This window comes from Streptomyces sp. YIM 98790, from assembly GCF_011421595.1.
GTDB lineage: Bacteria > Actinomycetota > Actinomycetes > Streptomycetales > Streptomycetaceae > Streptomyces.
Genome location: NZ_WTLH01000002.1, coordinates 56,430 through 81,344, shown reverse-complemented (window position 1 = coordinate 81,344; position 24,915 = coordinate 56,430). Strand labels below are relative to the sequence as shown.

The 24,915-nt window shown below is 71.0% G+C and carries 23 protein-coding genes and 2 pseudogenes; 15 read left to right on the top strand and 10 right to left on the bottom strand.

The features are described 5' to 3' along the window. Positions 1-20: 20 nt before the first annotated feature. The 4 genes and pseudogenes from GQS09_RS30205 to GQS09_RS00850 form a co-directional block, all read left to right on the top strand. A pseudogene (locus GQS09_RS30205) lies at positions 21-131 on the top strand (type I-E CRISPR-associated protein Cas6/Cse3/CasE); the annotation flags it as partial. Positions 132-685: 554 nt separating this feature from the next. Further along, entirely contained in the window at positions 686-1,942 is a 1,257-nt protein-coding gene (locus GQS09_RS28920; protein ID WP_243760989.1) for a methyltransferase domain-containing protein, read from the top strand. Beyond that, a complete protein-coding gene (locus GQS09_RS00855) occupies positions 1,939-3,990 on the top strand; it encodes an ABC transporter ATP-binding protein (protein WP_313895932.1) in 2,052 nt (683 codons plus the stop codon). The genes GQS09_RS28920 and GQS09_RS00855 overlap by 4 nt, the downstream gene beginning before the upstream one ends. A 57-nt stretch (positions 3,991-4,047) precedes the next feature. Then, positions 4,048-4,617, top strand: a complete 570-nt coding sequence (locus GQS09_RS00850; RefSeq protein WP_165983990.1) for an NUDIX domain-containing protein — start codon at positions 4,048-4,050, stop codon at positions 4,615-4,617. Positions 4,618-4,686: 69 nt separating this feature from the next. Here the strand turns inward: GQS09_RS00850 and GQS09_RS00845 are convergent, their stop codons facing one another. Continuing rightward, a complete protein-coding gene (locus tag GQS09_RS00845) occupies positions 4,687-5,907 on the bottom strand; it encodes a helix-turn-helix transcriptional regulator (protein WP_165983989.1) in 1,221 nt (406 codons plus the stop codon). A gap of 1,235 nt (positions 5,908-7,142) precedes the next feature. Here GQS09_RS00845 and GQS09_RS30200 point away from each other — a divergent pair. From GQS09_RS30200 to GQS09_RS00800, 10 genes are all read left to right on the top strand, one after another. Beyond that, positions 7,143-7,271, top strand: a complete 129-nt coding sequence (locus GQS09_RS30200) for a hypothetical protein (protein ID WP_279577675.1) — start codon at positions 7,143-7,145, stop codon at positions 7,269-7,271. Beyond that, positions 7,271-8,350, top strand: coding sequence for a hypothetical protein (locus GQS09_RS00840; protein ID WP_165983988.1), 1,080 nt, complete (start codon positions 7,271-7,273; stop codon positions 8,348-8,350). Before GQS09_RS30200 ends, GQS09_RS00840 begins: the two co-directional genes overlap by 1 nt. A 56-nt stretch (positions 8,351-8,406) precedes the next feature. After that, positions 8,407-9,093, top strand: coding sequence for an ATP-binding protein (locus GQS09_RS00835; protein ID WP_165984004.1), 687 nt, complete (start codon positions 8,407-8,409; stop codon positions 9,091-9,093). Positions 9,094-9,221: 128 nt separating this feature from the next. Continuing rightward, positions 9,222-9,857: a WhiB family transcriptional regulator gene (locus tag GQS09_RS30195; protein ID WP_279577674.1), complete on the top strand. Its 636-nt coding sequence runs from the start codon at positions 9,222-9,224 to the stop codon at positions 9,855-9,857. Then, positions 9,854-11,131, top strand: coding sequence for a DUF2637 domain-containing protein (locus GQS09_RS00825; protein WP_165983987.1), 1,278 nt, complete (start codon positions 9,854-9,856; stop codon positions 11,129-11,131). The genes GQS09_RS30195 and GQS09_RS00825 overlap by 4 nt, the downstream gene beginning before the upstream one ends. 29 nt (positions 11,132-11,160) lie before the next feature. After that, entirely contained in the window at positions 11,161-11,355 is a 195-nt protein-coding gene (locus GQS09_RS00820) for a hypothetical protein (RefSeq protein ID WP_165983986.1), read from the top strand. Between the two features lie 77 nt (positions 11,356-11,432). Next, complete coding sequence (locus tag GQS09_RS00815) at positions 11,433-11,663, top strand: hypothetical protein (RefSeq protein WP_165983985.1); 231 nt, start codon at positions 11,433-11,435, stop codon at positions 11,661-11,663. Between the two features lie 296 nt (positions 11,664-11,959). Further along, entirely contained in the window at positions 11,960-12,319 is a 360-nt protein-coding gene (locus GQS09_RS00810; protein ID WP_399552370.1) for a plasmid mobilization protein, read from the top strand. Continuing rightward, positions 12,316-14,046, top strand: coding sequence for a relaxase/mobilization nuclease domain-containing protein (locus GQS09_RS00805; RefSeq protein WP_165983983.1), 1,731 nt, complete (start codon positions 12,316-12,318; stop codon positions 14,044-14,046). Before GQS09_RS00810 ends, GQS09_RS00805 begins: the two co-directional genes overlap by 4 nt. Before the next feature lie 84 nt (positions 14,047-14,130). Then, a complete protein-coding gene (locus GQS09_RS00800) occupies positions 14,131-14,571 on the top strand; it encodes a hypothetical protein (RefSeq protein WP_243760988.1) in 441 nt (146 codons plus the stop codon). A gap of 157 nt (positions 14,572-14,728) precedes the next feature. Here GQS09_RS00800 and GQS09_RS00795 read toward each other — a convergent pair whose 3' ends face one another. The 3 genes from GQS09_RS00795 to GQS09_RS00785 form a co-directional block, all read right to left on the bottom strand. Then, positions 14,729-15,586, bottom strand: a complete 858-nt coding sequence (locus tag GQS09_RS00795; protein WP_165983982.1) for a hypothetical protein — start codon at positions 15,584-15,586, stop codon at positions 14,729-14,731. A 178-nt stretch (positions 15,587-15,764) separates the two neighbouring features. Further along, positions 15,765-16,058 carry a hypothetical protein gene (locus tag GQS09_RS00790; protein WP_165983981.1) on the bottom strand — a complete coding sequence of 98 codons (294 nt, stop codon included), beginning with the start codon at positions 16,056-16,058 and terminating at the stop codon, positions 15,765-15,767. Positions 16,059-16,130: 72 nt separating this feature from the next. After that, positions 16,131-16,493: a DUF317 domain-containing protein gene (locus GQS09_RS00785; protein WP_165983980.1), complete on the bottom strand. Its 363-nt coding sequence runs from the start codon at positions 16,491-16,493 to the stop codon at positions 16,131-16,133. 512 nt (positions 16,494-17,005) lie between these two features. On the opposite strand from GQS09_RS00785, the pseudogene GQS09_RS28915 reads away from it, so the two are divergent. Then, positions 17,006-17,571: pseudogene (locus GQS09_RS28915) on the top strand (cation transporter); the annotation flags it as partial. 484 nt (positions 17,572-18,055) lie between these two features. Here the strand turns inward: GQS09_RS28915 and GQS09_RS00775 are convergent. The 6 genes from GQS09_RS00775 to GQS09_RS00750 all read right to left on the bottom strand — a co-directional run bounded on the left by GQS09_RS00775 (position 18,056) and on the right by GQS09_RS00750 (position 24,902). Beyond that, entirely contained in the window at positions 18,056-19,306 is a 1,251-nt protein-coding gene (locus GQS09_RS00775) for a Shedu anti-phage system protein SduA domain-containing protein (protein ID WP_165983978.1), read from the bottom strand. Between the two features lie 403 nt (positions 19,307-19,709). Then, on the bottom strand, positions 19,710-21,023 hold the full coding sequence (locus GQS09_RS00770) for a helix-turn-helix domain-containing protein (protein ID WP_165983977.1): 1,314 nt from the start codon (positions 21,021-21,023) through the stop codon (positions 19,710-19,712). 301 nt (positions 21,024-21,324) lie between these two features. Beyond that, the gene (locus tag GQS09_RS00765) at positions 21,325-22,167 is read right to left on the bottom strand and encodes a DUF317 domain-containing protein (RefSeq protein ID WP_165983976.1); all 843 of its coding nucleotides are present in this window, start codon (positions 22,165-22,167) and stop codon (positions 21,325-21,327) included. 1 nt (position 22,168) lies between these two features. After that, on the bottom strand, positions 22,169-22,732 hold the full coding sequence (locus GQS09_RS00760) for a hypothetical protein (protein ID WP_165983975.1): 564 nt from the start codon (positions 22,730-22,732) through the stop codon (positions 22,169-22,171). 31 nt (positions 22,733-22,763) lie between these two features. Then, positions 22,764-23,294 (bottom strand): hypothetical protein, encoded by a 531-nt coding sequence (locus GQS09_RS00755; protein ID WP_165983974.1) that lies wholly within the window; start codon positions 23,292-23,294, stop codon positions 22,764-22,766. A gap of 354 nt (positions 23,295-23,648) precedes the next feature. After that, positions 23,649-24,902: an MFS transporter gene (locus GQS09_RS00750; protein WP_165983973.1), complete on the bottom strand. Its 1,254-nt coding sequence runs from the start codon at positions 24,900-24,902 to the stop codon at positions 23,649-23,651. Positions 24,903-24,915 lie beyond the last annotated feature (13 nt).

The following is a 24,915-nucleotide window of genomic DNA, read 5'->3' as shown; positions in this document are numbered from 1 at the left end:
GGAACGGCGAGGGTNGCGGCACTGTCACTGACCCCGTCGCCGCAGCCCGCGCCCTGGTGGAAGGTCTGGGCCGAGGCCGGGCCTATGGCTGCGGACTGCTCCACATCCCCGCCCTGCACGGACAGAGTTGATAAACTGACCCACCGGGAACGGCGAGGGTGCACCAACCTTCTGCCACCCGCCCTCCTCACACTCGTGGGGCCGCACCAGGAACATCGGCCAAGTGCACCACCCGAGCCGATACCCGGATGCCTCCTTCCACGCAGGCGCCCCCGGCGCCCGCCCCTTCTCCTCACCCACCGTGGGGCACCCGGCCAGCAAACCGACGGCCGGGGCAGGACAACGACCAGCAGATGCCCGGCCATAACCGGCACCAGCAAGCCGTCGTTGACCCCATGTCCGCTCAGCAGTTCGGAGGAGAAACACGGTGGGCAGCCACGTCACCAGCATCCTCGGAGCACACCCNCCGTGGGGCACCCGGCCAGCAAACCGACGGCCGGGGCAGGACAACGACCAGCAGATGCCCGGCCATAACCGGCACCAGCAAGCCGTCGTTGACCCCATGTCCGCTCAGCAGTTCGGAGGAGAAACACGGTGGGCAGCCACGTCACCAGCATCCTCGGAGCACACCCTCTGCCGGAACACCACCGCCAGGGCCCACCCGCCCGCGGAGGAGACGCTGCCGATGCCGGAAACCCCCCAACGGCCGCCGCTGAGCGGCGCCGATGTGCTGCACGCCCGCCGGGAGATGGTGGACCGCCTGGTCGCGGACGGTCTGCTGCACGATACGGCGGTGCGCCGGGCACTGCTGGCGGTGCCGAGGGAGCAGCTCCTGCCGTGGATCTACGTGCTGCGCCAGGAGCCGGAGCAGCCGGGCCGGTGGTGGTGGCAGGTGCTGGACGGCACCCGGCCACAGGATCGGGCCGAGTGGGTGGAGCGGATCCACGGCGAGCGCAGCGTCGCGGTGCAGTGGCAGGGCCGGCCCATGAACACCCCGGACCGCGGGCGGGTGGAGGGCGGGGATGTCACGGCCACGACCAGCGTCCTGTCCTCGACCGCGACGACCTTGGAAGACCGCAGCCTGGAGCCGGGGCTGCGGGTGCTGGATGCGGGCACCGGCGCCGGTGTCGTTGCGGCGCTGGCGGCCCACCTGGCCGGCACCGACTCGGTCACCACGGTGGAGTGCGACCCGCATGTGGCGCAGGCGGCGAGGGAACGGCTGGCCGCGGCTGGATACCCGCTGGAGGTGGTCACCGGGGACGCACTGGCCGGGCACCCGCAGGGCGCGCCGTATGACCGGCTGCACGCCGGGTTCGCCGTCCGGTGCCTGCCGCCGGCGTGGCTGGAGCAGCTGGCACCCGGCGGGCTGCTGCTCGCGACGCTCACCACCGCCTCCCCGTTCTGGCTGGGGCGGTGCACGGTGCGGCGCCATCGAAGCGGGCGGCTGGAAGGGGAAGTGGCGGCGCTGGGGTGGGGGCACCGGCCCGGCCGGGGCTGGCGCTGGCTCTCCGCCCACAGCCACCGTGCACGCCTCGCCGCCTTCCCCGTGCGGCGCCGCCGCACCGCGCTGGCCCCGCCCGGCCCCGATGAGCACGGGCTGTGGCTGGCCCTGGCGCACCTGGCGCCAGGCCTGGTCCAGGACCGGCAGGCCGACCACCTCACCGTCATCGCACCGGGGGAGGACTCCTTCGCCGCAGTGCGCCCCGACGGCCAGGCATGGCAGGTCGAACACGCCGGACAGCGCGACATCTGGGACGAGGTCGAAGCGCTGCATGCGAGGTGGGTACGGGCCGGGCGGCCCGAGGCGTATCGGCTGGAGGTCGCCTCGGACGGTGGCCAGCACCTGACCTCCTGTGCCGGGCCGCGCCCGTTGGGCTGGGAACTGCCTCGGGCCCCGCTGGCAGGGGCCGCAGGCGACATCAACCATGTGGAGGAACCGTGAGGCTGAGCCGCAGGAAAGACAAGCCCACCTCGGACGAGGAAAGGGCGCAGCGGTTCTCCACCCAGCGCGCGCTGTTCGGCGGACCGCTGCAGTACGACGAGCGGTGGGTGGACCACGAGGAGGACGCCGGCCGGGCGACGCTGCGCCGCACCGTGGGCCAGCTGCCGCGCATGCTGGCCCTGGCCCTGCGGCTGGCCTGGGATGTGGACCGGCGCGCCACCATGGCCGTGATGGCCGCGGAAGCCGGGCGCGGGATCACCGAGGCCGTCGTGCTGCTGCAGGTGCAGGTGGTCCTGGCTGCGGTGCTGGATCCGCAGGACATCGCCGAGGGAGTGAAGGCGGCGGCCCCGGCTGCGGTCGTGATGGCGCTGGCGCTGGCCGCAGGTGCGCTGCTGGGGGCGGTGACGACCTACGCCGAGGGCAGGCTACGACCCCAGGTGGAGCACCAAGCGCGCCAGCGGTTCATGGACCGGGCGGTGCGGGTGGAGCTGGAGGCGATGGAGGACCACCGCTTCCGCAAGCTGCTGGAGTCGGCTCAGTACGGTGCGCAGGGAGCGCGGGAGCTGGTACGTCATGCCACGCAGGTCGTCGGCGGTCTGATCTCCCTGGTCACAGCCGGGGGCGTGCTGGCCACGCTGCACCCCGTGCTGCTGCCGATGCTGATGGCCATGGTCGCGCCGCGGGCCTGGTCGGCCCTGTACATCGCGCGCAACCATCACCTGTCCTTCCGCAGGTGGTTGCAGCACTCCCGTGCCTTTCGCATCCTGGCCACGCTGTTCACTGACGAGAAGGCCGCAGTGGAGGTACGCGTCCACGGCATGGGCGAGTTCCTGCTCGACAGCCACGGGCAGATGGCCGCCGACTACCTGGGCGAACAGCGGCGCCTTGCCCGCTCGGACGCCAGCACCCAGCTGATCGCCGCCGCAGCCGCCGGAGCCACCTCGGCGGTCACCTACCTGATGCTGGGCTGGCTGCTGTGGTCCGGTGCCGTTGCCCTGGCCGCCGCCGGCGCGGCGGTGGCGGCCATCCGCAGCGGCACCGGCTCTCTGCAGGTACTGGTCTCCCACCTCAACCGCATGCACGAGGATTCCCTCTACGTCGGTGACCTGCACGAGGTGATCGCCAAGGCAACCGGTAGGGAGATCCCCTCCGGCGGCCGGCCACTGCCCCCGGACCCGCAGGAAATCCGTTTCGAGAACGTCCACTTCACCTACCCCCACACCGGCGACACCCCCGGCAAGGATGCGGCCTCCGGGCAGGAAACGGGCGGCAGTACGGCCCAGCCGGCGCTGAACGGGCTGAGCCTTACCATCCCGCTGGGCAAGGTCACCGCCCTGGTCGGCAGCAACGGCTCGGGCAAGACCACCGTCTCCAAACTCCTGTGCGGCCTGTACCAGCCCCAGGCAGGCACCATCCGGTGGGACGACACCGACGCCAAGACCGCCGACCGTGCCGAGGTGTTCTCCCGCTTCGCCCTGGTCTCCCAGGACTTCTTCCGCTGGCCGTTCATCGCTCGCGTCAACGTTGCCGTCGGCAACCCGAGCCTGCCCGCCACCGAGGAACGGCTGGAGCAGGCGGCCGGCAAGGCCGGAGCGAAGGATGTGATCGAGTCCCTGCCCCGCCGCTGGGACACCCTCCTGGCCCGCGGCTTCCAGGGCGGCCACCAGCTCTCCGGCGGCCAGTGGCAGAAGATCGGCATCGCCCGTGGCATCTACGGAGAGGCCCCCATCCTCATCGTCGACGAACCCACCGCCGCGCTCGATCCCGAGGCCGAACTCGCCACCTTCTCCCGTATCCGCGAACTGGCCGACCAGGGCATCACCGTCGTGCTCATCACCCACCGTATGGCCTCCGTCCGCATGGCCGACCTCGTCCACGTCCTGGAAGGCGGACAGCTCATCGAGTCCGGCACACCCGACCAGCTCCTCACCCAGGGGGGCCGGTACGCCGCCATGTTCCAGGCGCAGGCCGCCCAGTTCACCACCGCCCCCGGCCCACCCGCCGTGCCCGCACCCGCCGGCCCCGCCACCCGCCAGAACACCCTGTGAAGCGCACGCCGCGGCTGCGCACCCCGCGGCGATGCTTCCTCATTGGAAGGGCGAACCGTGCCTCAACCCCGATCACCGCGACGGCACAGCGAACCGGTCGATGTCCACGTCATCCTGCGCCGCGGCGGGGAGGTGCTGCTGACTCGCCGGGCCGGTGAGGTCTACGCAAGCGGCCTGCTCCACCTGCCCTCCGGCCACCTCGACGGCCCGCACGAGACGATCCTCGACGCCGCCGTGCGAGAAGCGCGGGAGGAGACCGGCGTCCTGATCGACCCCGCCGAGGTGCGAGCAGCCGTGGTGGTGCACCACCGCAGCCCGGCCGGGCAGGCCCGCACCGGCTTCTTCTTCGAAGCCCGCCGCTGGCAGGGGCAGCCGCACATCACCGAGCCGCACCTGTGCAGCGAGATGGGCTGGTGGCCACTGGATGCGCTGCCGGGCGGCATGGTCGCCTACTGCCGGGCCGGGCTGGACGCCTACCGGGCCGGCCGGTACTTCGCCACCCATTTCCAGCACCGAGGCGACACCATCGCCCACCAGCCCGGCCCCGGCCACCGCCTGGCCCTGCTCCCCCACACCACTCCGCAACCGACCCAACCCGCACCCGCCGCAGACCGCACCCTGCCGTGACCTGCGGCCGGTCCGCCCTGCCCCGGGCACGGTTGATGGTCAGTAAGGAACCGGGTTCGCCGAGGATTGTTACGAAGCGGGAGGCTTCAGTTCCTCGGCAGTAAGTTCCCTGCGCAGCTCGGTGAGGATCTGGAGAAGATGGCTGTACTGGTCACGCAGGGGATCGAGACGTGCGACGGCGCGGGCCGGTTCGGCCGGCAGGACAGCGCGGGTGACGGCCTTGAATTCGGCACGGGCCTGCGGGATGGCCGCGGCATGCCGGAGGTTGACCAGGACGCTGAATGCGGGGACTTCGGAGACGGCCCAGCGCCCGTTGCGCTGCGGGGTCGCGCGTACGACGGTGCGGTGGTCGGTGGACAGCGTGAGACGGACATCGTCGGGGGCGAGCTTACTCAGCTCCGGAAGAGGAACGGCCCCGGGCCCTGCGAGGCGGACAGCTTCCTCCGGTGTGGCCACGGTGACGGGGTCACCGATCCAATCTGGCTCGTCGGTGCTGGCCTGAGGGTCGGTGTCATCGGGAAGTTGGGTGAAGATCACGACCCGAGTAGTGGGGCTACTGGCCGGATAGAGCACGTGCACGAGCGCGGTGACCTCCTCCATCCCATGGCCGGGCAGAAGGGCACGCATGTGGGTGTTGTCATTCTCGTGTACCCGCTGCTCACGCTGCCAGATCCGTAGGCACTCGGGGTCCATGAGGACCTCCTCCAGCAACGCCACGAATTCGGGATCGTCGGGGTGCTGGNCCAGCAACGCCACGAATTCGGGATCGTCGGGGTGCTGGGCGTGGGAGACGCGGAGCATGCCGATCATGTCGCTGGCGTGCCGGTGCCAGTCGCTGAGCTGGTCGCGGGCTTCGGGATCGAGGAGGAACCAGCGCATGACATTGGCGCCGGGCTCCTGGACCCAGGGGAACCAGTCCCCGGCCGCGTCGTTGTAGCCGAGGATGTCCCAGGTGCTGCTGGTGATGGTGGCCGGGTGGGGCATCAGGGTGTCCAGCAGGATCCGCAGTGCCTGCGCGGCGGGTTCTTCCACTTCGGTGACCAGCGGCAGGGTACGTGAGGTGTACAGGTACAGGGTGGCTCGCTGGGAGCGGTCCAGCCCGAGGACATCCGCGAGCCGCTCGAGCACCTCAGGCTTGGGCCTGACCGGCAGGCCGTGCTCCAGGTTGCGTACCCAGCGCAGGCTGACGTCAGCCCGGGCCGCGAGTTGTTCTTGGGTCAGTGGCTTGCCGAGGCCAAGCCGCTCGCCGGCAGCAGCCCGCCAGGCCCGCATCAGAGGTGCCAGCCCCATCAGTCCTTCCGGGGGCGACCCATCACCGGCCGACCGTGTTTCGTTCCGGACTGTCATGGCACGCCCCTTCCGTGGTGCCCTCGCGCGACGCACAAGCAGGATGCCGGAGCAAACCAGGCATTTCCAGCCAAGACCATCCAACCGGGGGACACCGGGATGCCCAGGACAGTAGAACCGCGAGAAAGCGGCAAAAACTTGCCGCTTTTCGAGAACCGGCAAATATTTGCCGGTTACGAAGAGTATTTAACCGCCTACCACATCCTGCCCGGCGAGTATCGGGGCGCTTCGTGAGTCTGCGGCACACAGCCAAGTCCCCGGGAAACAAAGAGGGTTAGCCCTTCGACCTATAGTCCTTCCCGGCTGCGGAGAGCGGAGATGGAAGCGCTTCCACGGCAGACCGCACCCGGAGCTGTTGACCGGCGATGTTTGGCCTTTATAGGGTCCGTTTTACCGGCGATTCCGCCGCGGTTCCGGGTGAGAAGGGAGCGTGCACGATGAGGTTGTGCACGGGTTCCGCTTTCCTTCCCTCCGGGCTGGACCGGGCACTGAGCACTGAGCCGTCGGACGCCGCTACAGCCCCTGGCCAGGTGTTCACCGCCGTGGCCAGCACCTGCAACGTCGCCCGGCCAACCCCCTCAGTCTTCCTGCGGAGCCCTATGGCGGTGTGACGCCATCGACCCCAGGAACTCTTCCGCAGGGGATTTTGCCGCAGGCACCCTAAGGGCTGCTTACGTCGCGGGACATTCAGGATTTGTAGAGCTGGGGCTGGATCACTGTCCGGCAGTGTGCATATGTTGCTGGCCGATGCGGAGCATTCCGGCCCCGCCGAAAGAGGGAGATCGAAGGTAATGGCGGGACGCGCACCACCGCCCCGGGTGGGTCTGGGCCCACAACACGCCTCCGGCGCCTGAGAGCGGGAACTCTCAGGCGCCGGACGGCCGATGACACTCCCGCCCCCGGCAGGGGCGCGAGATCACCTGTACACCACCGCCTCGGCCCTTGGCTCGGGAATACCCGGGGCGGCTTTGTAGGGAGAGTGTTGCATGTCCGCTGCCCTGAACAAAGGGCTGAACGTCCCTCGTGGACCTGCCTGCTCCAGTCCGCGGGCACGTCGGCTGGCCGAGTTCTTGTCAGAGATGATTCCGGGCGCCGCTTCACTTCAGGTGGGGCTGCAGGGTCCGCACACCCGGTGGCCGCACCTGGAGGTGACGGCCCTGGATGAGGCCGGAGCGCCCGTGGTCCTCACCCGAGCGCAGGTGCTGACCGCTGCGCGGTGCATCATCCGGACGTATCCGGACGCGGGCTGGCAGCAGCCGCGCACCTTCCACCTGCGGACCGCGCTGCTGGACGGAAGGGCTGCCTGATGGCCCGGATACGCACCGTGAAGCCGGAGATGTTTATCTCCGAGTCGTTGGCGGAGGTCTCCCTCACCGCGGAGCGCACCTTCGTTGGACTCCTGACCCTGGCCGATGACCAGGGACGGTTCCGGGATCATCCAGCGATCATCGCCGGGCGGCTGTGGCCGCTGCGTCCGGAGCACACCCCCGCCCACGTCGAGGGCGACCTGGACCAGCTGGCGCGAGCCGGGCTGATCTGCCGCTACAGCGGCTGCGACGGCCGGACATACGGACACATCGTGACCTGGGAGCGCCACCAGCGGATCGACCGCCCCTCGGCCCCGCGTTCTCCGCGCTGCCCGGTCCACCAAGCGGCGCTGCGGTGCGGCGGCTGCGGTGAAGCATCCTGCTCCCGCTCGGCCTCGCCGGCTCCGGTGGCGCCCGTGGTGGCGCCTCCTTCGCCCGGACCGGCGCCCGCTTCCGAGCGGCTCGTCGAGGGCTCGACGAGCCGTACGGGAGTCCCCGATCACCCGATTGAGCCCGATTCGCACCTCGCCGGGCCCCCGGTGAGCGGCAGTCTGCCTGTGATGGCGGAGTCCTCGGCCGCCCCATCCCTGGCATGGGGAGAAAGCCCAGGTCAGCCGAGTGTCGTGGGGGAATCGCAGGAGGCTCGTCGAGGGTTCGTCGAGGGCTCGGTGTCTGGATCTAGGATCTTGGATCCTGGATCTGTTCCTTCGGGGCGCTCCGCGCCCGCGCCGGGGACCGTCTCGCAGGAGGTCTCGGCCGGCAGCCTGCTGGCCGAGTACGTCACCGCCTGCGTCCGGCGCCCGCCCAAGGATGTCCTGGGGCATCTGGGCCGCCAGGTCCGCACGCTGCTGGAGGAGGGTTTCGAGGCGGAGGCCCTGCGGGTGGCGCTGGAGCGGCAGCGTGCCAAGGGCCTGCACCCGAGCGTGCTGCCGAGCCTGGTGCACGAGGTGGTCAACGCCTCGCCGGCCTCCGATCCGCCGTCGGCCGTGGTGCCGGCCGGTCCGTGGGCTGCCGTGCGGCAGGCCTACCAGCCGTGGACGAATCCGGCGGACGCCTCGGTGTACGAGGAGGCGCTGTGAGGAGCGTGAGGCCGGTACGGCGGGCGCTGCCGCAGCCGGTGGGCAACGCGCGGCTGATGGCCCGGCTGCAGGCCAAGGCGGAGGCGATGGGACTGGATCTGTCCGCGCCGCTGCCGGAACGGTCCGAGCCGGTGCCCGCACTGGTCGCGGCGCAGGCCAGGATCCCGGCCGCCTTCCGGGACGCGACCGCCGAGCACCGCGGGATCACCGCCTGGGTGGCGCAGGTTGCGGCTGCGGCGGTTCCGCCGGGGAGCAACGACGCCGGGCGCAGGCAGATCACCACCGGCCCCTCGCTGCTGCTGCTCGGACCGACCGGCACGGGGAAGACCTGGCAGGCGTACGGCGCCATCCGGGCGCTCACGGCTGCCGGGCTGGGGGTGCGCTGGCAGGCCACCACGGCCGCGGACCTGTACGCGCGGACCCGCCCCCGGGAGGGGATGGATCCGGAGTCGCTGCTGCAGCGCACCATGCGGACCCCGCTGCTGTTGCTGGACGACCTGGGTGCGGCGCGGACCACGGAGTGGACCGAGGAGATCACCTACCGGCTGGTCAACTGGCGCTACGCCCACCAGCTGCCGACGCTGATCACCTCCAACCTCGCCCCCGCGCGCACCCCCGGCATGCCGCCGGGCCAGCCGGTGCTGCGGGAACGCCTGGGGGATCGCGTCGCCTCGCGTCTGGCCGGCATGTGCGCCCAGATCGCCCTGACCGGCCCCGACCGGCGCCGCCACCAGCCCGCCTAGAGCGGCCCCCACTTCCCCGGGCGCGGCCGGCCGCCGCGCCCCCGAACCGCCTTCGCCCCGGCCTGCCGCCGGTCCGGCCGCCGAGCTGCGGCGCACCTGGCCGCCGGGGCGATGAGGAGACCCTACCCATGCATGAATCCACCACGGGCAGCGACGACGGCGCTGTCCTGCCCCTGCGGGCGCTGGCGGACCGCACCTGGCACCTCGAGGCCGCGTGCCGGGACATGGACGCCGAGCAGTCCGATGCGATTTTCTTCCCCACCCCGCGTGACCTGGTCGCCATCACCCGCGCCAAGCAGATCTGCGCCCGCTGCCCGGTGCGTCGCACCTGCCTGGAGGCGGCGCTGGACTCCGTAAGCAAGGACGGAGTGTGGGGCGGGCTGACCGCGGCCGAACGCGCCCCGCTGCACGCCGAGATCGAGCACCGCCTGGACTACGCCCGCATCCGCTCGGTGCTCAGCGGCCGGTGGGTGCACCTGAGTCCGAGCGAACGCAAGATGATCGCCCGTCACGCGTATGTGCGCGGCTGGAGCGCCCACCGCCTGGCCACCGTTCTGCGCCTGCGCTACAAGTGGGCCCGCGACCTGCTGCGGCGGGCCGAGCACGAGCTCACCGAACGCGACCGGCTGTGGGGCCTGATCGAGGAATCCGGCGCCAAGACGGCGACGGGGGCCAAGAAGGCACGCTCGGAGGCCAAGGACGTGCCGGTGCGGGGCAAGGGCACCGCCCGCCGGCTGCGCCGCGCCCTCGGCGAGGCCGCATGAGACAGCCCTCCCCCACCACCATCGCCCCGGTCGGCGCCTGGGACCGGATCGCGATCATCGCCCTGGGCACGGCGGGCTGCGCCCTGTCGTACGACGCGCTGCAGCAGATGGCCGTCGCCATCCACGTGCGCGGCATGCTGACCTACCTCTTCCCCCTGGTCATCGACGGGTTCATCGCCTACGGCGTACGGGCCCTGCTGGTGATGGCGACCGCACCGCTGCGTGCCCGGCTGTACGTGTGGACGCTGTTCGCCGGGGCCACCGCCGCCAGCATCTGGGCCAACGCCCTGCACGCCATCCGGCTGAACCAGCAGACCGTGACCACCGGTCTGCGCCTGGGGGACAGCGTCGTGGCCATCCTGTCCACCCTCGCCCCACTCGCCCTGGCCGGCGCAGTCCACCTCTACATCCTGATCACCCGCCACCACCCCACCGGCAGCAGCCACCGCCCGGACCACCACGGTCCGGACCGGTCCGCAGCCAACGGCTCCGACAGTCCGCAACCGGAGCAGCTCGTTCCCATGGGCACCCCGCCGTGGTGGGCGGTGTCGCAGCAGCCGCCGGACGCTGCGGCTGGGGACCGGTCCGCAACGGCCGCCGCTCCGTCCTGGCCCGCGGACCGGTCCGGGGCACGGCTCCTGACGCCGGCCGGTCCCGGCACCAGGACCGGTCCGGCCGCAGCGGTGACATACGCGGACCGTCCGGAGCCCTCTGGGCGGTCCGGACCGGCTCCCGCAGCGGACCGTGGAACCCCGGCACGGGCGAACCGGTCCGCCACGGCGGTGCGCGAAACCCGGTCCGCAGTACCCGGTGCAGACCGCGAATCGGCACCTGCGGACGGACCGGTCCGGCGGACCGTGATCCCCGGTGCCGGTCCAGACCGGGACCGCGCGTCCTCCCCGGACGGTCCGCCGGCGGACCGGTCCGCGCAAACCCTGGAGCCGACGTCCGCACCCGATGCGGACCGGACCGGTGCGGAGCCTGCGGACCGGGCCGGAGTTCCCGGAGCGGAACGGTCCGCAGCCCTCGGCGCGGACCGGGCACGGTCCGGGACCGGCACCGCCCCTCCCGGCGCGGACCGGTCCGCGAGCGAGGACGAGTCCGAGGAGGAGACCCTCCAGCGCCTGCTGCCTCTGGTCCGTGAGGTGGCCGAGCGCGAGGGGCGCCTTACCCGGGTCCTGCTCCGCCAGGTGCTGCGCAGCCACGACATCCGCCTCGGCAACGACCGCATCGGACCGCTCCTGCAGCGCCTGCGGACCGAGATCCCCCTGTGAACGAACAGCCTTCGGAGAAGGAGGCCCCGGTGACCCGCACCCGGTGCAGCCAGTTCGCCTACATCCGCGCCCGCTTCGAGCGGCAGCTGGCCTTCCTGTCCAATACCGCGGCCCTGTCCGGGCACCGGGCCGCCACCGTGAACCCGGTCCGCGCGGCGAACTGCCGCCGCTCCATGGCCCGCGCGCTCAACACCCACCTGGACCGCTGCCGCATCTGCCGCTGACCCCGCCCCATCGCACCTGGTGATCCGGCAGGCCGTTACCGGTCCGCCGGACCACCGCCCCGACGAAGGAGCCGCACATGCCCACCTCCCGCGCCGGACGACCGGCCGGTGACGCAGAAGCCCACGCCTGGGCGGAGGTCCTGGTCCGCCGCGGTCTGCTGCACGCCGCCGTTGCCCTTCCCGGCGGCCAGTGGCTCATCCAGCACCGCCCCGCCTGCGTGCCGCAGGTGCTGGACGGTCCGCAGGAGCTGCTCGCCCTTGCCGCCCGCGCCCAGCACATCCTCCGGCTCCAGGAGGAGCATCGATGACGAGCCCCGCCCCGACACCCGCGGACCGCGACCAGGACCTGGGACCGGACCGAACCCGAGCAAGATATAGCAAGTGCATTGCTCCCACCGGGAGCAATGCACTTGCCTCCCCCGCCCCAGGGGTGGCGGGAGGGGACCGGAGCCAGGGGGCACCGGTCCGCGGGGATGCGGCCGAGGGCGGACCGCACCGCGAAGGGGCGGCCGAGCAGTCGTGCCACACCGTCACCTGCCCGCACGCCGCTCCCACTCCGCCGCGCCGCCGGCCACGCCAGCGGCTGCGCGGAGAGAAGAAGCGCGTGCACCAGCCCAGTTGCCGCATGTCCGAAGAAGAATTCCAGATGCTGGCCGAGGCAGCGGCCTCCTGCCGGATGAGCGTGGCCGCCTTCCTCGCCCATGCCGCGCTGAACGCCGCCCGCGACCTGGACCGCACCCAGGCGGTGATCGCCACGGAGCGGGAGATCCTGTCCGAGCTGTTCGCCGTCCGCCGGCATCTGGGCCGGATCGGTACCAACCTCAACCAGGTCGCCAAGGCGCTCAACTCCGGAGCCGACGCCCCGCACACCGAGGCGGTGCTGAAGGCCGTGCAGCAGGCTGCCCGCCGGGCCGACGACGCCGTCACGGCCGTCACGGAACTGCAGGGCGGGCGGCCCGCGTGATACCCCAGGTCCACAAACGGGGCCGACGCACCATCGGGCTGCTGCACTACCTCTACGGCCCCGGAACCCACGAGGAACACATCGACCCCCATCTGGTGGCCGCCTGGGACGGGCTGGCCCCCGACCCCGGCCGCGACCCGGACGCCACCCTGGCGCAGCTTCAGCAGCTGCTGGACCAGCCCGTCCTCGCCCGCCCCGAACCCCGCCGGCCCCAGCGGCACGTGTGGCACCTGTCGGTCCGCGCCGCTCCGGAAGACCCCGTGCTCACCGACCGGCAGTGGGCCGAGATCGCCCAGCGCATGGTCACCGCCGCTGGCATCGCCCCGAAGGGCGACGACGCCGCGTGCCGCTGGGTGGCCGTGCGGCATGCCGAAGACCACATCCACATCGTCGCCACCCTGGTCCGCGAAGACGGACGCACACCCCGATTCCACCGGGACGCCGCCCGGGTCCAGGCCGAGGCCCGCCGGGTCGAGGAAGACTACGGTCTGCGCCGCCTCAACACCGGGGACGGCACGGCGGCCCGCCGCCCCACCAGTGCGGAACGCCACAAGGCCAGGCGGCACCAGCGGCAGCGCACCGCACGGGAGGAACTGCGCGAAGCGGTCCGCCAGGCGGTCGCCGGGGCGCGGGTTGAGGAGGAGTTCTTCGCCCGCCTGGCCGGCGCCGGGCTGCTGGTGCGCCGCCGCACCGCCCCCTCGGGGGATCTGCTGGGCTACACCGTGGCCCTGCCCGATGACCGCAACCGAGCAGGTGAGCCGGTGTTCTACTCCGGCTCCAAGCTCGCCCCCGACCTGTCCCTGCCCCGCATCCGCGAGCGGCTCTCCACAAGGCCCGCACCGGCCCCGGACGGCACGGCGCATGCGGGCAACGGTGGCCGCACCGCACGCTCCCGGCGCAGTGCCGCAGCTGCCAGGAAGGCGGCCACCCAGGCGGTCTGGGCAGCAGTGCTGATCATCGAACACGGCGGGGACGCGGCGGTGGCCGCCCAGCTGGCCGGAGCCGGGGAAGTCCTCGATGCGCTCGCAAAGACCTCCGCCGCCCACACTCGCCGCCAGCTGCGCGAGGCGGCCTTCGCTTTCGAGCGGGCCACCCGCTTCCACCTGCGGGCCCGGCGCCGCCACGACCAGGCGCTGCGGCGAGCGGCAAGGGAACTGGTGCTGGGCGGACCGGCCATGGGCCGCGGGGAGGACGCCGGTGCTTCCGCGATGCTGATCGACATGCTGATCTTCCTGGCCATCGCCTCCGCCCGCTGGCATGCGAAGAACCGGCACGCCCAGCAGGCCGCCGCCGCCCGGCAGGCGTCACAGCATCTGCGCGCCGCCTATGCTCAGGCCTCCGCCTCACCCATGGCAGCCCTCCGTCAGCGCGGCCGGCACCTTCCGTCACCGGAGCGAGACCGGCTCGCCGACGCCGTCCGCACCGCACTGCCCCAGCTCGCGCAACGGGTTCTGGACGAGGCGAGCTGGCCGGCGCTGGCCGCCACCCTGGCCGACGCCGAGGGCACCGGTCACGACCCGTCCGCACTGCTGGCCCAGGCCGTCGGCCAGCGCGAACTGGCCAGCGCCCACGCGCTGAGCGACGTGCTGATCTGGCGGCTGCGCCGCATCGCCAACCTCCCCGCCGCCGGCGAGACAGCACGGGGAACGAAGCGTTCAGCCGCCTCCCTCCCGTCCGCTGAGGCAGCACCCGGCCACGAGCCGGGCCCGCTGCACCGGCGCCGGTGAGCTTCACGGTTTTGTGAGTAGACGGCCCCATACGCGCCCGTGGAAGATCAGGAGATCTTGCCCCGACCCGCCAGGAGGCAGCCGATGTTCCGACGTGTCCGCGCCCGCCGTGCCCGGCGGGCCCAGCAGCAGCCCCAGCCCACCACCACCGCTCCCGCACAGCAGACGCCGCAGGCCGGGCAGACGCCGTCGGCCGCCCCGATGGGCGAGGACGGTTTCCTTCCCCAGGAGCTGCGCCCGCCGGCGGAGGTAGCCGGCCGGATGATGCGCTGGCCGCAGCCGCTCGTCATCGACGGCACCGTACAAAGGTGCCCGCAGTGCGGGGTCGACCGCGACTGGCTGCTGCTCAACGTCGGCGACCGCATCTGGCGCCGCTGCCGCAGCGGCCACGAAACCTACGAGCCCGCTCTGAGCGGCCGGTGGTTCGACCAGTTCAGCGGCCCCACCGAGGCCGTGCACACCACCCGGGACGCCGGACTGGCCGCGCTCGGCTTCGACGGAACCTTCGCCGGCACCACCCTGTGAGCCCGGCCACCGCGCTCCCCACGCTTCCCGCACCTACCACGCAGGTGAGCCCTGCCCCGGTCATCACCGGGACAGGGCTCACCTGTTGTCTTCTCGGTCACCACCAGCACAGAGGTGGCGGACCGCCGCTGCACGTCCCTCACAGCAGCGGCGCGGCTCAACTGGATCTCGGCCGGCGGCGGATGGTGACCAGCCGGTCGCGCGGGACGCGGACATCGAGGACCTGCTCCGGTCCCGGCACGTAGACCAACACATCCAGCTGGCTCTCACCGAGATCGGTCACGGCCACCACCCGGTGCTCATCCGGACAGCCGCTCACGGTGAAGGCATCGCCGACCCGCAAGGCAGCGGCTCGGTCGCGAAGCTCCTCAGCGTCGTCAGGGGCCCCGCCCTCGGCCGCATTGCGCATGTGCGGCACGGTGAGTTGCAGCCGCACCTCGGCTGCCTCGGTGTAGTGGCGCAGGCAGGCGCTGCACTCGCGCAGTGCGCCGGGGTTCTCGCCCCACAGCGGCTGCCCGCAGAACGCCCTGCCGGTCGCCGCGTTACGGCGGTGGCCCGTGGTCAGGTCCGCCCGGCCCCGCAGCGCCCACAGCACGGGTTCCGCACTGTGGCACGGCGCGGCCGGCGGCAGGACCAGCCCGTCCGCTGACTGGAGAAAGGCCGTGAGCGAGGAGGCCAGTCTTGTGCAGTTGGCACAGGCCTTGCCCGCCGTTGCCGGCCGCCTATCCAGGCTCTTCCCACAGTAGCCTCGCAGGTGGCCGGGGATAGCCAGGTGACCGGCGGCCCGGGCTCCGGCGCCGGATGCCAGCAGCGCGGGGCCGGGGGCGTGCTCGGCCGCGGTGAGGATGAGGAATGCCCGCGCGCAGGCCTGACAGATCGAGTGGGCGGTGTGGTCGCCGGTGGGCGCAAGATCGGGTGAGTAGGTGGAGCAGACGGTCAGCGGGCGGGAGCCGAGCATGACGCCCCAGTGGGCGGTTCCACTGGTGGAGCCGATGGACAGCCGAATCAGGTGCATAGACCTTCCGTGAACAGTCGAAGCGGACAGGCGAAGGCATCGCAGGGCGAACACCGGGAAGAGGCGCGGCGGGAAACGGCTTGGCCGGCAGGCCGGCAGCCTTGGACAGCAGCAGGACCACGTCATTGGGCGACGCGAGACGCGCATCGAAAGGCGAGGTCGGCCGGGGCCTCTCAGGTCACTGCGTGCCCTCTGATCCGGCGGCGCGGCGGCGTGCGCGGCGGGAGGGGACCGGATTGGCGGGAAGCCAGGTCAGGGCTTGGGCCACCGGCAGGGGCAGGTAGCCCTGCTGACCGGCCTCGCCGAGGAACACCGCCGCACCGCCGCCGTCCTCGGTGCCCTCGACGACCTCGCCGAGGAAGTGGGAGAAGGGGAAGAAGGGGTTGACCGCCAGACGCACCACCGCGTCGGGGTTGCAAGCGTTCAGCCGCTGGATCAGTTCACGGACCGTGAGGTCCTTGGATTCGGGCAAGGCGTTCTCCAGATGTGTCGGCGGCCCCAGCCGACACCCGGCACGGCGGGGCGTATGGCGGGCCGGGAAGGATCACGCACAGGTCAGCGGTCGGGATGTGCCCAGCACAGCGGTCACGGCTGCGGCGACTACCTCGGCCGGTGTCATGACCGTGAAGGACACGTTGTACCCGGCCTCCTCTGCGGTTCCGGACACAGCGATCTTCCAGCCCTCGTCCGGGCCGCCGGGGCGGCCCTGGGGAAACCAGCCGAGATAGAACCGGCCGTCTCGCGACCGGATATGAACATCGCCGCGGTCATCCACCACGAAGGCGAAGTCCTCGTCAGTGAACTGGTCAAGGACCGCCGCAGGCTGGCCCGGACCAAGCCGCCACTCCCGCAGCCGCAGCGCCGACACCGTGGTGGCAAAGCCTTGCCGAGCAAGTCCGCTACTCAAGACCACATCCCCTTCGTGACCTGCGTGTTCTTTGGAAGGGGTCTACTTGAGCATGCTTGGAGGGGGTTCACCAGTGCCCGCTGCCCAACTGCCCTCTGCTGTCCGCGAACTGCGAGTCCGCCGCACTTCAGTCCTGTCGAGGACTACCGCGAACCGACTGAATTGCAGCTGGCTCTGGCAGGCAAGGCGGGTATAAGCGTCCAGACTCTGCGCCGACGAACGGCGGGGACTGCTCGCCAACTCGATCGCAACTCTAGCGGCCACCGACCCCATCCCGAGTAGGCCGTTAGCGCGCTGCGGGCGGCCAACGCCGTCCAGCGGCTGGGCTCCCCCCAGGAGGGGGTCGCATGGCCACAGGGCGGTCGGCCGACACCAGCACGGCCGCCCTGTGGCCTGGCTCCAGGACCGGCCCGCGGCCAAGCCGGCCGAAGTCGAGGCGATGATTGCGGACCTGAGCATCATCCGCACCGCCTTGGCCGCAGCGGTCGAGCCTGCTGTGACGACCTGACCAGGTCGGATTCGACCTCGACTCGGTCGTGAGGTCTCCTCGGCCGCCGCGGTCGCCTGGCAATTCTCCGCGACGGACCCGGCGGTGCGCGACACCAGGGAGGCGCGGGTGCTGCGAGTCATCGCGATCTCGTTTCTTCTCGCTGGCGGCCTATGTCACCGTCGACGCCGTCCGCACCCTGGCCCCGGGACACCAGGCGGACACCTCGGTGCCGGGCATCACGCTTGCCGCACTCTCCCTGGTGGTAATGCCGTTGCTATCCACCACCCAGCGCCGCGCCTGCCGTGAACTCCGGCTCGGCGGTCGCGCACTCCAGGTAGATCCTGCTGTGCGCCTACGTGTCCGCCGTGCTGCTGGTGGACCCGGTCGCCAGCGACACCCTGAGCTGGGGCTGGGACGACCCGGTCGCCGCGCTGGTGATCGCTGCGGTGGCGGTCAAGGAAGGTCGGGACGCCTGCTGTCCCGCCGGGCCGCCTCCATGGCATCGCAGGACCCGCAGACGGCAGAGGGAAGAGGTGCGGGTGCACTCCTGGCTGCGCCTGTTGTATTCCCACCGGACAGGGCTGGTGAGTGGCTCGGCCGTGCCCGCGCTCGGGCTGTATTTGGCATGGGCCGGATAGGCGTTCGGGGTGCGGGGCTGCCGTACAGCGCCGACGTACCGAGGATGCCAAGTTCCGGAGTATGTCCGGTCGGCCGGGGTCGACCACGTGGTGGGCCGGGTATCGCGATCGTTCTCGCAGTGATCGGCGGGCCAGCGGTGCCCGTCGCCGCCCTGGCGGGCTGACCGCCAGGGCCACATGGGCACCTACTGGCGCGTCGGGTCGACATCGGCGAGCGGACCGAGTTGGTCGCTGCGGGGTCGTTCGCCTACGTACGGCGGCCGTGCGGGTCCACCGGCACAGCCGGACGCGATGTTGTGCAGACCCACCTTGCATCATCGGCGGCTGTGGCCCACACTCACCGTCTCCTGGCGTCCTGTGGTCAGTGCCAGCGCGGTCCAAGCCGATGTCAGTCGGCAAGACGCCTGGTGTGAGCGTGACTACAGTGGAAGAACTCACCAGTTGTCTTGGTCAAGATCTCTGGTCTCCTCGTCGAGGAGGCCCCACACCTCCGAGTACTCATGCTCCGATGCCCGCAAGAGCCAATCGTAGGTTCGGATGCTGATCCGGGAATCCACTGACCAGCGGTCTCGGATCTTGCTGGCGCTGTCCGTCGGGTCTTCCCGCCCCATAAGGATCAGGCCACGCGCATCCACAGTGATGCCCGGATAGTCCTGGCGAGCAGACAGCAGATTTTCTTTGAGCCAGTCACGTGCATCGTGGATCTGACTAATAGCCCTCCGCAGGGCCTCTACCTCGTGGCCGTTCCCAACGTTCGTCAGCCGTTCGGTCGGAGCTTTCAACTCAACGATATGCCAACGTAGGCCCGCAGAAGTACGGCTCGCGATGAGAAAATCGGGAATGCGTCCGGTTCCCAAGAATGCCTGCGGGATGACCCAGACTCCGTGGCTCCCCGTTACTACGCTCGCAAGCAGTGACGGGTGTCTCTCCAGGACGACTTGCATCGGACGCTCGGCATCAGCGGTTGCTAGCGCCTCCCGCAGGGCTGCTCGGTCCGTGCGGGAGGGCACACGGGTGACAGCCCATCGGGCCAACCGTTCCAGCTCAACTGTGGTGACTCGTCCGGGATATCGGTCGGCGTCAGCTACCTGTTTCCGCGCTTCCAATTCGAGATCAGCATGCTCGCTGTCACCGGCCCGGACCACGCGCTGGACGGTGTGTACCCAGGCCCCGCGGCCCCGGCCCCCTCGAAAGTTCAGCCGGGCATTGGAACTGATCGAGCTGATCTGCCCGACCAGCGGGTCGGCCCCCCTGCGCGTGGTGGCAATGGCTATATCCCCTACCTGGGGACGCAAAGATTCCAGGCAGGAGACAGCGCGCCGGGCCCATGCCACCTCCAGCCACGCGTCGAGGAGGTCTCGGCTGGTGATCTCGTGGAAGGCGGGTACTGACATGGCCGCCTCCACCGCCACCTTCCTGAGGTAGTCGTACTCCGGATGATCAATCGGAGCGATGTCCACGTCGGGCCGCTGGGTGTACCATCCATTCCTGCCCCGAGTGGTTACGGTCCGCAAGCGCAGGGGCCGGACGAGGAAGGCACGGAGAACAGCAGCGGCCACTGGGCTGGGTGTTGCGCAATCAAGGGGTACGGATAGGTGAGCCGCAAGCTTGCGTTGATCCTCCGTCGGGCCCGCCAAAAGCCGACGCAGTGTGGTGGCGACCTTCTGCCAGTCGTTCTCGGCCATGGAATCCCTCCACTGGGCGGTACGCCCGTTGCGGCCTGCCCGATGCGTCGCATCGAGCCGAAGGCAGCGTCCAATATACGCAACCACAGCCACATACAAGATCCGAGTTCACGATTCAACCTCGTAGCGTGATGATGCTGCATGCGCAAGTTCAGCCGTCAGCACCTGCGCCGGGGGGATGCGGCCCGGTAGGATGACCTCTCCCTCAGCCTCTCGCAGCTACCGAGCTTCCCGAGTATCTGGCCCGTCTACTCGCGCCGCGGGAGCGGATCAGGGGGAGCCCTGGGCCGCGTAACGGACACGGCCGCCGAGCATCTCAGGAATGAATATCGAATATCGGCCCAGCATCCAGTCGTCTCAACAGTGCGTCCGCTGCGACCTGCAGCAGTGAAGGCGTCAGCAGTCACTTCGCCCGCAACCGCTCCTCGAGCACCCGGACGCCCTCGACGTCGGGGTTGGAGGCCACATCGACGCCGAACAGAGTGTAGAAGCGCTCAAGCGCCTCGTAGGCGTCCCGTTCCGGATCTCCGTTTGCCGCCCAAGTATGGTCCCAGGTGTCCGCGCTGGGCGGCGAGGCATCACTCAGGAAACTCTGCATCATGCCTCCCCCGGGCGCCAAGACACGCGGCTGCTCGCCGCCAAAACGGCGCACGACAATCCGGTGGCGCCACGGCCCTGGCACGCGCGGGATGACCAGCTTGTCCGCAAGACGGAAGTACTCCAGGGTCATCTCAGTCACCACGTGTACGTTGATGCGTTGGACCCGGGCGAGGGGCTGCGCACCCCAGCACAGCATGTCCATGTTCGCCACCGCACCCGCAGTCATCAGGCCGTCCGGCCGCACCCACACCGCGCAGCGTCGACGGCCGATGAACAGACCACCGCTGAGGGTCTGCAGACGCCCGGTGTTGTCAGCGAAGTTGAATCCCGAGTCCCGCAGAACGTCCTGACGACGCAGAGCGCCCTTGATCCCGTCATGGCTGTGAAGTCCGGGCAGGATCTGCGACGATGGCTTGGAGGGCAAGCTCTGCCAGAGCAAGACAGGAGTCTCCGCCCAGTCCTGTCGCTGCTCGAGTTCGTCCAGGGATTGGTCAGGCTCCACTCCCCACTGTTCCTGCGCGGGTACCAGCGCACTCGCAGGGAGGGCATCCCGCATCCGCAGACCCTCGTTGATGAGCTGGTACACGTCCTCCGAAGGCATGTAGACTGTCCGGTCACCGTGCCGCACGGAGACCGCGAGCCCCTCGGCGAACCGGCCCTTGTCGTTGATCATCTTACGGACCAGGACGTAGCGCGAGAGCTCCGGGATGGGTTCTACCTCGAGCACCAGGTAGTACAGATTGGGTCCCGCAGTGCTCCGGCCAGGGTCGTGGTACCAGTGGTGGCTAACCGCTACGCGTGGGCGCAGGTACTCGTTCAGGGTATCGACATACTGGACAACATCTGCCCGGCACTGTGGAAAGGGCTTGAAGTCGCTGGCGACCTCCAGCGCCTGATTGCTCTTCTTCTCCGTTCCCACACCTAGCACGAGCAGCCCGCCTTGGTCGTTGGCGAAGGCTGCCACGTCCTTGCATAGCTCGAACCTGCCTTTTTCGGAGGTCAGGTCGTACGGGGACCGTTTGAAGTCCAGCCACGAGTTCTCGGCCACACCACGAAGGTCATCGGGACGGCCGGCAGCCAGCGCCTCGATCAGCGCGGAACGACTCAGGGATGCCACCTGGTCACCCTAGTACGCGAGCGCGAGGGGCATACCGCTCAGGCGGTGCCGCATTGCCGGGCGCGTCTATCGCGCGCTGCTCGCCGGGGCTCCGGACTCCCGTGCCGGTGTACCGCAGTCGGCGCATGGAGGTCCCCTCCTCGACCGGCGGGCACCGAGCGTCCGTAGATGGAAGGCAACCACCGGAGGCTGGGCGCCGCGGAGCATGTTCTTGGCAAATGGAGGTTGCCGACCGGGCGCGGCGAATGTTCACCCGGAGCGGCACTGGCCGAACAGCGCAGGGCATCGCGGGCGTGTCTCGTTAGCGGCGGCGGGAGGGAGGGCCAGATGCGGGGGGCGGGGCCGGGCGTGAGGAGGTGGACCAGCGCGGGATGCTGCCCGACGCGCCAGGGCTGGTGCTGCGGCGGTGGATGTCCAGGGGTGTCGGTGCGGGCGGGGTGACGGGCGTGATGGTGGCGTGCTTTCGGGTGATGCGCAGGAGTTCGCCGTCCCAGCGCAGCACCGGTGAGGGGTCGGCGACGGCGGCGGTGACGGCGGTGACCAGGTGGAGTGGGGTGTGGGAGGAGAGGGTGATGTACCAGCCCGCTGCCGGGGCGGGGCCGCCCCACAGGTACCAGCGTGTTTCAAGGGTGGTCAGTTCCTGCTGGTGGTCCAGCGGACGGCGGTCGTAGGCGAGGTGGGCCATGCCGTCGGGTGCCGAGAGTTCGACGCGGGCCAGGCGGGCTTGCGCTGTGTGCTGCCAGCCGCCGTCGCGCAAAGGCTCCAGGGCGCGGTGGCTGGGCTGGGTGGTGCCGGTGAGGTAGGCGTCGGGTCCGCGTTGGTAGGCGGTGGCAAGGGCCGTGGTGAAGGCGGTGACGTATTCGGTGGGCGCCATGTTGTTGAAGGCGACCGCCCAGCGGGGCGCGGCGAAGGGGTCGTCGTAGGCGGCGATGCGCCACAGGGCGTCGTCGTCGCCTTCGGGCATGTACCCCAGGCGGACGGTGCTGCGTTCCGGAGAGGTCAGGTAGAGGTTGCCCAGTTCGTCGTGCTGCATGGGCCAGCCCAGATCGAGGAGCGGCTTCATGCCCGCGTCACCGTCGGCGGTTGAGCCGGCGAGGTGACGCGGGGAGACCCACACCTGCCCTTGAAGAAGGGGTTCGCTCATGTCACCCGTTCCTGCGTGTCGTGCCGGGGGCCGGTTCTCGGTACGGCGTGGGTGCGGGTGCTGCGGCGCCGGGTCGTCGGGGGAGTTGCCCGGCGATGGCGGTGGCGGTGTAGTGGCAGGCGACGGCGGCCAGGTCGAGCTGGTGTGCAGCGTCGGCAATGTGCCGGGCCATGACGGGGGTCGCGGCGGCGTGCCGGGCTGCACGCACGGCCTGCTCGTCGGGTTCGTCCTGTCCGGCGAAGGATGCGCCGTCGTAGGGGTTTGCCGACAGCCCCTGGGTAAGGTCGGCTGCCGCCAGTGCCGCGGAGTAGGCGGCGCAGGCCAAGGTGGCCAGCGTTTCGCGGCTCCCGGAAACGTCCGTGTAGGTGCTGCCGTCCAACGCGGTCAGCCGCGTGATCGCCGTGGCGGCCAGGGCCTGGGTGCGCTGCACCAGCGGGGAGAGGGTGTGCAGCGTGTCGGTGCCGGGGGTGCAGGAGGTGTCCCGCACTTGGGTGTAGAGCTGTTCGAAGTCCTGGGCGAGTTCTCTGAGCTGCCCGGCCTGGCCGGGAAGGTCGGTCATGGGCATGCGCGGGCGGGTGCTCCTGTGTGGTGTCGCTCTAGCGGCGGGCGGATCCGCGTACGGTGGGTGCGGGATCGGTTGACGGGCGCGCCGCCGTGCTCGGTGCCGGTGCGCCGGGCCCGGGCGTGTCAGCGGGGTCGCCGGCCACCATGTCGCGGGCCTCGGTCAGCATCCGGTGCACGGCAGCCAGGGCACGGGGAACCTCGCGGTGAAAGTAGTAGTCGCCCATCTGCACGGTGACGGGTGCGGCCTCGGGGTCCTGGGCCAGGCAGACCAGGGGGTAGTGGGCGCGGGCGTAGTGAGCCAGCGCCTCGGCCAGGAACGGTGTGGCGACGGCGAGGACCTGCGCTTCGGCCAGGGCTGAGGACTCGTCGGTGCGGGCGGCGAGGCCTGCGGCTTCTTCGCCGCAGAGCCGCACAAGGTGGGTGAGCAGACGCAGGTGGCGGCTGCAGGTGGTGAGCCCTCCCGGGTCGGGGGTGAGCGGGTGGGCGCGCACGTCGAACAGGACCGCGTCGATTGTCTCCAGGACGGTCTTGCCGGACATGTCCTCCGGCTCGAGCACGGGCATGGCGATCCCTTCGGGCAGCGTCTCAGCGCGGGCGGAGCAGGCGGTGGGCGATGGCCTGCCGACTGGCGCCGTGTCGGGGGCAGATGATCAGCCGCTGGCGCCTCCGCGCCTTCGCGGCCCCGCCAGCACACCGTGCAGCGCAGGGAGTTGGCGTTCCGCGCGCCGTCTCTAGAGGCACGGGTGACTTCGGCTGCCGCGTCGTCGTCGACGTGACGGGCAACGGGCCGGCCGACGACGGCCACCGCCCCTCACACCCCTTCCTCCGTCCCGGCAGTAGCGGTTGGCGCCAGTGCCAGGTGCGCGCGAACCCCTGCGCGGCTGTGGACCGCACCGGCACCAGGGGCAGCCGCCCGCTTACGCCTCCGCCCCGGTGGGCGCGGGGGCGGGGGTGCGCAGGGCTGGGTCGGTGCGCAGCCGTGTGAAGGCAGCGGTCAGTCCGGCCGCGTGCAGAAGGGCGCAGGCGGTGAGCAGGTGACCTAGGTGGTGGGCGGGGGTGAGGGCGACGGCGATGCCGGCGGCGGGGAACGGCAGCAGCAGGATGAGAATGGTCAGGGCCAGGGTGCTGCCGAACACCTCCGGCGGGATGAGACGGGCTCGCAGGGTGCGCAGCATCACGATCATGCCTCCTTCCGCAGCCATCAGTACGGCGATGAGCAGCAGGTAGGAGCGGTAGGTGCCGGCGTGGGCGACGGCCAGGCACGCGGCGGCGGCCACAGCCGCGCAGAACGCTCCGACCGGCCACATCCCCATGCGGTCCAGCGCGTACCGGGCGCCGGCGATGGCCAGCAGGGACGCGCCGGCGGCCACGGACCAGATGACGCCGACCGCGGCCGGGGAGTGGCCGAAGTGCTGCACCACGATGATCGGGGTGGCGGCCTGCAGGACGCCCGCCGCCAGATTGGCCAGGGTCATGCCCGCGATGAGCCAGGCCAGGGTGGGCAGTGCCCGCAGGGTGCACCAGCCGGTGGCCAGCCCGCTCCACACCGGCGCCGTCGGCTGCTCGGGGCGGTGCTGGCCGGGAACTCGGGGCGGCAGCAGCGCGGCCAGTGCGGACAGCACGGTGAGGGTGGCGAGCATGCCCTGTTCCCCGGTCCAGTGCAGGAGGGCACCGCCGAAGGCGGGCCCGGCCAGGAGAGCGGTGTGCTCGATGCCCAGCAGCGCCGACTGCACGCGGTGCGCGGTCGGACCGGCCGCCCGGCTGGCAGCGGCTCCCGCGGTCTCGGCGGCGATGTAGCTGAACTCGGTGAGCACGCCGGTGACCACCGCCAGCGCCATGACCGCGCTGATCGCCGTGGCCTGGTCCGGCGCGGTGGCCAGCGCCGCGGCGGCGACCGCGACAGCGGCGGCCCGGGCGGCGGAGGCCGTGCGGAAGACCGTGCGGGGGCCGTGGCGGTCCACCAGGGAGCCGGCCAGCGCGAACGCGGCGAGGCGGGGCACCCATTCCAGGGCGAAGGCCAGGCCGGTCAGGGCGGCGGAATGGGTGGTGGCCAGCACCAGCAGCGGGATGCCGTAAGTGGCCAGGGAGAAAGACAACGCATCGGTGGCGCGCGGGAGGTACAGGCGCCGGACCAGCCCGTGGCTGCGGGCCGGGAAAGGAAGTGTGGTCATCAACGCTTTCTGC

What these genes read in the sequence shown, in the direction of transcription:
- GQS09_RS00765 (WP_165983976.1), bottom strand. Translation starts at nt 22,167, where the DNA reads ATGAGCGAACCCCTTCTTCAAGGGCAGGTGTGGGTCTCCCCGCGTCAC.
- GQS09_RS00755 (WP_165983974.1), bottom strand. Translation starts at nt 23,294, where the DNA reads ATGCCCGTGCTCGAGCCGGAGGACATGTCCGGCAAGACCGTCCTGGAG.
- GQS09_RS00795 (WP_165983982.1), bottom strand. Translation starts at nt 15,586, where the DNA reads ATGCACCTGATTCGGCTGTCCATCGGCTCCACCAGTGGAACCGCCCAC.
- GQS09_RS28920 (WP_243760989.1), top strand. Translation starts at nt 686, where the DNA reads ATGCCGGAAACCCCCCAACGGCCGCCGCTGAGCGGCGCCGATGTGCTG.
- GQS09_RS00825 (WP_165983987.1), top strand. Translation starts at nt 9,854, where the DNA reads ATGAGACAGCCCTCCCCCACCACCATCGCCCCGGTCGGCGCCTGGGAC.
- GQS09_RS00760 (WP_165983975.1), bottom strand. Translation starts at nt 22,732, where the DNA reads ATGCCCATGACCGACCTTCCCGGCCAGGCCGGGCAGCTCAGAGAACTC.
- GQS09_RS00750 (WP_165983973.1), bottom strand. Translation starts at nt 24,902, where the DNA reads ATGACCACACTTCCTTTCCCGGCCCGCAGCCACGGGCTGGTCCGGCGC.
- GQS09_RS00835 (WP_165984004.1), top strand. Translation starts at nt 8,407, where the DNA reads ATGGCCCGGCTGCAGGCCAAGGCGGAGGCGATGGGACTGGATCTGTCC.
- GQS09_RS00840 (WP_165983988.1), top strand. Translation starts at nt 7,271, where the DNA reads ATGGCCCGGATACGCACCGTGAAGCCGGAGATGTTTATCTCCGAGTCG.
- GQS09_RS00775 (WP_165983978.1), bottom strand. Translation starts at nt 19,306, where the DNA reads ATGGCCGAGAACGACTGGCAGAAGGTCGCCACCACACTGCGTCGGCTT.
- GQS09_RS00800 (WP_243760988.1), top strand. Translation starts at nt 14,131, where the DNA reads ATGTTCCGACGTGTCCGCGCCCGCCGTGCCCGGCGGGCCCAGCAGCAG.
- GQS09_RS00815 (WP_165983985.1), top strand. Translation starts at nt 11,433, where the DNA reads ATGCCCACCTCCCGCGCCGGACGACCGGCCGGTGACGCAGAAGCCCAC.
- GQS09_RS30195 (WP_279577674.1), top strand. Translation starts at nt 9,222, where the DNA reads ATGCATGAATCCACCACGGGCAGCGACGACGGCGCTGTCCTGCCCCTG.